At 61.2% G+C, this 6,557-nt stretch carries 6 protein-coding genes and 1 pseudogene; 4 read left to right on the top strand and 3 right to left on the bottom strand.

The features are described from left to right. The 3 genes and pseudogenes from QZ292_RS09005 to QZ292_RS08995 form a co-directional block, all read left to right on the top strand. Positions 1-219 (top strand): annotated as a pseudogene (locus QZ292_RS09005) (hypothetical protein); the annotation flags it as partial. Between the two features lie 307 nt (positions 220-526). Then, positions 527-754: a hypothetical protein gene (locus tag QZ292_RS09000; RefSeq protein WP_294600755.1), complete on the top strand. Its 228-nt coding sequence runs from the start codon at positions 527-529 to the stop codon at positions 752-754. Positions 755-841: 87 nt separating this feature from the next. Beyond that, complete coding sequence (locus tag QZ292_RS08995) at positions 842-1,003, top strand: hypothetical protein (protein ID WP_294600753.1); 162 nt, start codon at positions 842-844, stop codon at positions 1,001-1,003. A 99-nt stretch (positions 1,004-1,102) separates the two neighbouring features. Here the strand turns inward: QZ292_RS08995 and clpB are convergent, their stop codons facing one another. From clpB to QZ292_RS08980, 3 genes are all read right to left on the bottom strand, one after another. After that, a complete protein-coding gene (clpB, locus tag QZ292_RS08990) occupies positions 1,103-3,694 on the bottom strand; it encodes an ATP-dependent chaperone ClpB (protein ID WP_294600751.1) in 2,592 nt (863 codons plus the stop codon). A gap of 131 nt (positions 3,695-3,825) precedes the next feature. Beyond that, entirely contained in the window at positions 3,826-5,457 is a 1,632-nt protein-coding gene (locus tag QZ292_RS08985; protein WP_365331463.1) for a glycoside hydrolase family 31 protein, read from the bottom strand. After that, complete coding sequence (locus QZ292_RS08980) at positions 5,454-5,771, bottom strand: DUF4286 family protein (protein ID WP_294600749.1); 318 nt, start codon at positions 5,769-5,771, stop codon at positions 5,454-5,456. The genes QZ292_RS08985 and QZ292_RS08980 overlap by 4 nt, the downstream gene beginning before the upstream one ends. 56 nt (positions 5,772-5,827) lie before the next feature. Here QZ292_RS08980 and QZ292_RS08975 point away from each other — a divergent pair, with 56 nt between their 5' ends. After that, a complete protein-coding gene (locus QZ292_RS08975) occupies positions 5,828-6,037 on the top strand; it encodes a hypothetical protein (RefSeq protein ID WP_294600746.1) in 210 nt (69 codons plus the stop codon). Positions 6,038-6,557 lie beyond the last annotated feature (520 nt).

Below are 6,557 nucleotides of genomic sequence, written 5' to 3'. Positions count from 1 at the left end.
ACCTCCGGTACGGGAACCCCGCTTGCCTGGTACCCCGCCCCGGGCTACCGCCACGGCACCTCGGGCGCGCCGGGCCACGTCGGCGGCAACGGGTACAGTTGGTCGTCTGCGGTGAGCGGTATCCGCGGGCGGTTCTTGTGGTTCAGCACGCAGGATCTCGATCCCAGCAACACGTACTACCGTGCCTCCGGTCTTCAGTTGCGTTGCCTCTCGGAATAAACGGGGCGTGTCGCACTCACAAATGGCCGGGTCTACCCTAACAAGCAGCCTCTACCCCACGCCGACACAGCCATCTGCCCACCGCGGGCACGCGGGGCCCGCCCGGCCCGAGGGCAGTTCCGTCCGGTTGGGATAGAGGCTGCCAATTGGGAGTGCGGCACGCACCGCCCGCACCGCTTAAAGAGGAATTTCACTCGTTTTGCGGGGAGCAAAACCGAGATGAAATTCCAGCGGGCGACTCAAACAAACGTTGATAACCCGCGCGCCACGCCTTAATAGGGAAATCGTCAAAATGTGCTGGCACGTTTTGACTGGATTTCCCAAAGGCGCGCGAGAAAACACCCAACACCCCGCCCCGGGCTACCGCATCGCATCAACGGGCACGCTGGACGGCTTCGGCTACAGCGGTTACAACTGGTCGTCGACAACGAGCGGGACTTTCGGCATATTCTTGGATATCTATCCTAACGGTTTCAACGCCAGTAGCACAGACACCCGTGCCTACGGTCGTCAGTTGCGTTGCCTCTCGGAATAAACGGATGCCTCGACTGATTGAGAACTTCGAACCCGGGCTGGTAGTGAAAACCCCGCCCCGGGCAGCCGCAGTGGCAATGCGGGTACGTTGTGGGGCATCGGCAGCAGCGGGTTCAGCTGGTCGTCCACGTCCTACGATTCGGGCGACCACTACCGGGGTATGTACTTGTACTTCAACGCGACGGTACTCAACCCCAGCAGCCCGACGTACCGGGCCTACGGTCAACAGTTGCGTTGCCTCTCGGAATAAACGGAAGAACGACAAGTACGAACCGGTCAAAAACGCAAAAAGCGGGTGCGCAACTGTTGTTACAGTTGCGCACCCGCTTCTCTTATACCTCGACGCTGTTTAGTTCGAGAAGGTCAGACCGGCATCCGACGCATCGACCAGCACCGGTTTCTCTTTGTTCACCCGGCCGCCGAGAATCTGTTTCGAAAGCTCGTTCACCAGATTCCGCTGCAACGACCGCTTGATGGGCCGTGCCCCGAACTGCGGATCGAACCCGTCCTCGGCCAGCCAGTCGACCGCCCGGTCGCTCACCGCCAGCTCGATACCGCTCTGGGCCAGCATCCGTGTCAGGGCGTTGATCTGCAGCGTCACAATCTGACGCACATCGGCCAGCGTCAGCGGCAGGAACATGATGATCTCATCGATCCGGTTCAGGAACTCCGGACGGATCGTCTGTTTCAGCAGATCCATCAGCTCGTTCTTCGTCGACTCGATAATGCCGTCCCGCTTGTCCACCGCCATCTCCTTGTCGTTCAGCCCGTCGAACCGCTCATTGATGATGTGCGACCCGATGTTCGAGGTCATGATGATGATCGTGTTGCGGAAATCGACCGTCCGCCCCTTGTTGTCGGTCAGCCGGCCGTCGTCCAGCACCTGGAGCAGGATATTGAAGACATCCGGATGTGCCTTTTCGATCTCGTCGAGCAGCACCACCGAATAGGGCTTGCGCCGCACCGCCTCGGTCAGCTGCCCCCCTTCGTCGTAACCCACGTATCCCGGAGGCGCCCCGATCAGCCGCGACACGCTGTGCCGCTCCTGGTATTCGCTCATGTCGATCCGGGTCATCAGGTTGGCGTCGTTGAAGAGGAACTCGGCCAGCGCCTTGGCCAGCTCGGTCTTCCCCACCCCGGTCGTCCCGAGGAAGATAAACGACCCGATCGGCTTGTGCGGATCCTGCAACCCGGCCCGCGAACGCCGCACGGCATCCGAAATGGCCCGAATCGCCTCGTCCTGACCGATCACCCGTTTGTGGAGCTCGTCCTCCATGAAGAGGAGCTTTTCGCGTTCGCTGGCCAGCATCCGGCTCACCGGAATCCCCGTCCAACGCGATACCACACCGGCGATATCCTCGGCATCGACCTCCTCCTTGATCATCGGATTGTCGTTCTGGTTCTCGCCCAGCTGCGCCTGCAACCGTTCGATCTCCTTCTCCGACTCCTGAATCTTGCCGTACCGCAGCTCGGCCACCCGGCCGTAGTCGCCGCGCCGTTCCGCGTCGACCGCCTCCATTTTGAAGTTGTCGATCGCCTCTTTCTCCTTCTGAATCCCCTCGATGATGTCGCGTTCGCCCTGCCACTTGGCCCGCAACGAGTTCCGCTGCGCGTTGAGCTCCTCGATCTGCTGGGTCAGCTCCTCGACCTTCTTATCGTCGTTTTCGCGGCGGATCGCCTCGCGCTCGATTTCGAGCTGCCGCACCCGCCGGTCGAGCTCATCGATCTCTTCCGGGACGGAGTTCATCTCGGTACGGAGCTTGGCCGCCGCCTCGTCGATCAGGTCGATCGCCTTGTCCGGCAGGAACCGCGAGGTGATGTAACGGTGCGAGAGCTCGACCGAAGCGATGATCGCCTCATCTTTGATCCGCACCTTGTGGTGGTTTTCGTAACGTTCCTTCAGCCCGCGGAGGATCGAGATGGCATCGGGCACGCTCGGTTCGTCGACCATCACCTTCTGGAACCGCCGTTCGAGGGCTTTGTCCTTTTCGAAATATTTCTGGTACTCGTCTAAGGTCGTCGCCCCGATCGAACGCAGCTCGCCGCGCGCCAGAGCCGGTTTCAGGATATTGGCGGCATCCATCGCCCCCTCGCCGCCACCGGCGCCGACCAGCGTATGGATTTCGTCGATGAAGAGGATGATCTGGCCGTCGGAGTCGGTCACCTCCTTGACTACGGCTTTGAGCCGCTCTTCGAACTCGCCTTTGTACTTGGCCCCGGCGATCAGGGCCCCCATATCGAGCGAAAAGAGCTGTTTGTCTTTCAGGTTTTCCGGCACGTCGCCCTCGACGATCCGATGGGCCAGCCCCTCGGCGATGGCAGTCTTCCCGACGCCCGGCTCACCGACCAGAATCGGGTTGTTCTTCGTCCGCCGGGTCAGAATCTGGAGCACGCGCCGAATCTCTTCGTCGCGCCCGATCACGGGGTCGAGCTTGCCTTTCCGCACCTGCTCGATCAGGTTGATGGCGTATTTGCCCAGCGCGTCGAACTGCTGTTCGTTGGTCTGGCTGTCGACAGTCGTCCCTTTGCGGAGCTCCTTGATCGCCGCGGTGAGCTCCTTGGCGGTCACGCCGGCGTCTTTGAGCAGCCGCCCCACTTCGGCCAGCCCCAGAAGAATGTGTTCCGGGGTGACGTATTTATCGCCGAACTGCGTGGTAGCCTGCATGGCTTTCTGCATCACCTGGTTGCTCTCGGAGGAGAGGTAGGGTTCGCCGCCTTGTACTTTGGGCAGCCGCGAGAGATCGTTCTGCACAGCCGTCCGGAGGGCGGTCATATTGGCCCCCACTTTGCCGAGCAGGTAGACGCCGATGGAGTCCTCCTCGCGGAGCATGGCGCTCAGGATGTGGGCCGGTTCGACGGCCTGCTGTCCGCCGGCGACGGCGAGGTTCACCGCCTGTTGGAGCAGCTCCTGGGCCTTGATGGTTAAATTACTGGTTGTCATAATCGTGTTATAGATTTTATAATTATTTCCGGTTATTTGTCCGTTAAATCCTGCAAACTTCCTGCCAAAAAAGGGATGCCTGACATTTTGTCAAACATCCCTTTTCCTGTGGTATCCGGACCGGGCGGCCCCTACCGTTTCAGCTCGTAATAGGGAATGCGGCCGAGCGGGACGGAAATCTCCATCACCAACGGCCCTTTGAAGCGTTTCCCTTCGTCGTCCACCCAGGTTCCGCGCGGCAGACGCACCGTCCGCTTGCCTTCGTCCGTCACCATCGGCGCCACGAGGTATTTCGCCCCCAGCATATACTGGTCGCGGCAGTCCCAGAACCCTTTGTTGGGATACATATACTCCATGCTCCGCACCATCGGTTCGCCGGTCTTGGCGGCCTGTGCGGCGGTTTCGAGCAAGTAGGAGGCCAGCTTTTCGTGCAGTTCCGCCGCCGCCCGGCAGTAGCCGAGGTGTTCGGCATCGAGCACGCGCCACGGCGCGACCGAGAACTGCATCATCGGCATCATGGCCTGCAACTGGGCCGACCGGACGATCAGATCCTGATCCAGCCGCTCCTGCGCTTCGGCCGAAAAGTCGGCCACCTGACCGCCTCCGACCATATCGGGACAGGTGTAGGGATACCCCATCAGCCCGGCGTTGACCATCTCGGGAACCAGCCGTCGCAAGGCCTCCCAGCTGTGGTTCTTGTCGGCGAGCCGCTGCACGAGGGGCAGCCCCTGCAATCCCCACGCGGCACGGAATTCGTTGTACGGGAAGCGGCTCCCCAGCTCGCCCCAGCGCTGCAGGTGATCGACCGCCCGGGCGTCCGGGTCGTGGTAATCCTGTGTCGCGGAATCATAAAAACGGGTATCCCCCGCATCGAACTTGAAGCCGTCGACGCCATACTCCCGCTGCATGCGTTCGAGCCGGCTCTGCAAATGAGCGAACGCCGCCGGGTTGGTCAGGTCGTAACAGGCGCTGTAACCGTTCCACCACGGGATAATCGCGGCTTTGTCCGTCCCTTTGGCCCGGATAAGATAGCCTTTGGCCTGCAGTTCGCGAAACTCGGGACTGTCGGGGCTCACGAAAGGCGATATCCAGAGCATGACTTTGAAGCCTTTGGCGTGCAACCGGTCGATCATCCCTTTCGGATCGGGAAAACGTTCGGCCTTGAAGTCGAAGTTGCCGTAGTACCGCTGCCAGTTGTCGTCGACCATCAGCACTCCGGCCGGAAAGCCGTTGGCCAGAATGTCGTCCGCGTAGCGTTCGATCGCCTCCTGAGTCTGGTCGTATTGCAACTCGATCCAGGTGTTGTACTGCGGGCGGCTGAAAAAGAGTTCGGGCGGGGTCTGTCCGTTGGAGCGGAAGCGGGCGTTTTTCCCGAGAATCACCGCCTCGCGCAAGGTTTTCCCGGCTTTCACGGCCCGGATGTCTCCGACGGGCGAATCGATCACGAATTTCCGGCCGTCGAACCGGAAGGTAAACGGCGCTTCGCTCCAGATATACCGCCCGAGGCTGGAGACGAGAAACGGAGCGGACTGGTTCTCCAGATTATCCGCGCCCAGCCGATAGCTCCGGTCAGCAGCCGCGAAAGGCATCGCGGCGCCGGCAGTGGTATAAGCGCCCCACCAGTGTTCCCCGGCAAGCACCGGTATTTCGCTCTTGTGTTGCGCGGAGGCGGTGCGGCACATCAGCAGCAGAAGGGTCGGAATCAGCAGATTCGAAAAAGGTCGGATCATTTTCATCGGATTGGCTACGGTTCGCAAAGTCAAATTTCTATTTTTTTGAGCAATGAGGTAAAATACAAGGCCTGCTCGCCGAACAGCGGGCCGGTGATCGAGGCGTATTCGCCGATCATATCGGTCATGAACCGCTGGTATTCGGCCGTGTCGGGCACGTCGACCTGCAAGGAGTAGGTGTAGTGCGGATCGCCGTGGTCGGTCAGCACGCGGGTGAAGATCATCCTCGCGTCGTCGCCGCCGAATCCGCCGGCGCGCAGAAAGGGCACGAACTGCCTCACAAACAAGTCGTACCACCGTTCATGCACGGCGGGCTCGACGATAAAGGTGGTATTTACGATATACATGGCATCTCGGAATCTGTCTTATTGCAGGGCCTCGGCCCATATAGGGCCGATTTCGTATGTCGGACGCCCCCGCCCCGGGCTACCGCGACTTCGGACGGACGGGCTGGGAAGGCATAGCAAAGGAGATCGGCAACGACGGGTTCAGCTGGGGTTCCACGGTCAGCGGGGCCTCTGGAATGACCTTCTATTTCTATTCGCAAAGCCTCCTCCCCAACAGCGTGCTCAGCCGCGGCCACGGTCTTCAGTTGCGTTGCCTCTCGGAATAAACGGTGCCTTCGGGCACTCCGAAATAGCCGGGTCTACCCCAAGGCAGCCTCTACCAATTGGGCCGACACAGCCGCAGCGATGCGTGAGCATCGCTCCGTCCCGTCGGGGTCACCCGGACACCGCCCGCGTAGGGCAGTTCCGTCCGGTTCAATGCTCGACAGTCGCGCGCCCGCGTAAGAAGGCATATTCTGCCGATTGGCGGTGAGCCAATCCGGCAAGAATAGCCGCGGGCGACTGAAAGCACCGCGCGCCACCGCTTTAATAGGGAAATCGTCAAAATGCACCTGGGCGTTTTGACAGGATTTCCCATGGCGCACGGACACAACCCCAAGGCCGAAACCCTGCGCCCCGCAGGGGCGCGCGGGCCGGAGCCACCCCCGGCGTAGGCCTGCAACTTCGCGGGGCTCGTTTCCGGCCACGCTGGCGCCGGCCCGCACAGCAGGTGCCGCCCAATTCTCCGATCTATTCGGCCTGTCGCCCATCCCCCCGAAGCCGCTACGCGGCTTGGGCGACGAGGCC

This window comes from uncultured Rikenella sp. (assembly GCF_910577125.1).
In the GTDB taxonomy this organism is placed as follows: Bacteria; Bacteroidota; Bacteroidia; order Bacteroidales; family Rikenellaceae; genus Rikenella.
Note: the sequence above shows the minus strand (reverse complement) of the source record. Positions and strands in the feature narration are given on the sequence as shown.